Origin of the sequence: Pseudomonas sp. WS 5410 (genome assembly GCF_012985645.1) — a bacterium.
GTDB lineage: Bacteria > Pseudomonadota > Gammaproteobacteria > Pseudomonadales > Pseudomonadaceae > Aquipseudomonas > Aquipseudomonas shahriarae.
Genome location: NZ_JAAQWS010000051.1, coordinates 1 through 1,121 on the forward strand (window position 1 = coordinate 1; position 1,121 = coordinate 1,121).

At 55.2% G+C, this 1,121-nt stretch carries 1 protein-coding gene; it reads right to left on the bottom strand.

Annotated features, from left to right (window positions below; genetic code table 11):
• Positions 1–1,121 (bottom strand): immunoglobulin-like domain-containing protein (locus HBO24_RS29310; protein WP_346343271.1); only part of this gene is annotated, 1,121 nt, incomplete at both ends.

A 1,121-nucleotide genomic window follows, 5' to 3' on the forward strand; every position in this document is an offset into this window, starting at 1 on the left:
GCAACCACGAGTTTCTCGAAGTTGCCGCCGTCGGTGCCGGTGATCTGGACGGTCTGGGTGCTCTTGTCGACGAACACGTCGTCGCCTGGAGCATCAACGGTGACGGTACCAACAGTTTCGCCGGCCTTGATGGTGATGGTTTGCTTGTTGTCCAGCGTCAGGGTGACGTCGGTATCCGCTTTATTAGAAAGCGTAGCGGTGTAGGTGATTTTCCCACCTTCACTCACTTCCGACGGAGCCGTTAGCGTCACGGTCGTGGTGTTATCGGTACCTGGGGTATCAGTAACAGTCGTGGTGACCTTGTCAGTCCCAGGAACCAGATTTTCAAAGTGCGTGCCACCGGTGACTTCCTTGATGCCGGTAGTAACCGTTTGGTCGCCTTTGTACACATCATCCGGAGCCACAACCGAGACAGTACCGCTCGACTGGTTCACACCAATGGTGATGACCTGATTGTTATCCAGGGTCACAGTCACAGGGTTGGTGATGTTGGTCACCGGCGCGCCGTTTTTATCCACAAGGGTGGCGGTGTAGACGATCTCGCCGCCTTCACCCACAGTTTTGGTGGCGGTCAGGATCACATCGACTTTGTCGATGGTGTCGTTGATGGTGGTAGTCGCGCCATTGCCAGCAACCACGAGTTTCTCGAAGTTGCCGCCGTCGGTGCCGGTGATCTGGACGGTCTGGGTGCTCTTGTCGACGAACACGTCGTCGCCTGGAGCATCAACGGTGACGGTACCAACAGTTTCGCCGGCCTTGATGGTGATGGTTTGCTTGTTGTCCAGCGTCAGGGTGACGTCGGTATCCGCTTTATTAGAAAGCGTAGCGGTGTAGGTGATTTTCCCACCTTCACTCACTTCCGACGGAGCCGTTAGCGTCACGGTCGTGGTGTTATCGGTACCTGGGGTATCAGTAACAGTCGTGGTGACCTTGTCAGTCCCAGGAACCAGATTTTCAAAGTGCGTGCCACCGGTGACTTCCTTGATGCCGGTAGTAACCGTTTGGTCGCCTTTGTACACATCATCCGGAGCCACAACCGAGACAGTACCGCTCGACTGGTTCACACCAATGGTGATGACCTGATTGTTATCCAGGGTCACAGTCACAGGGTTGGTGATGTT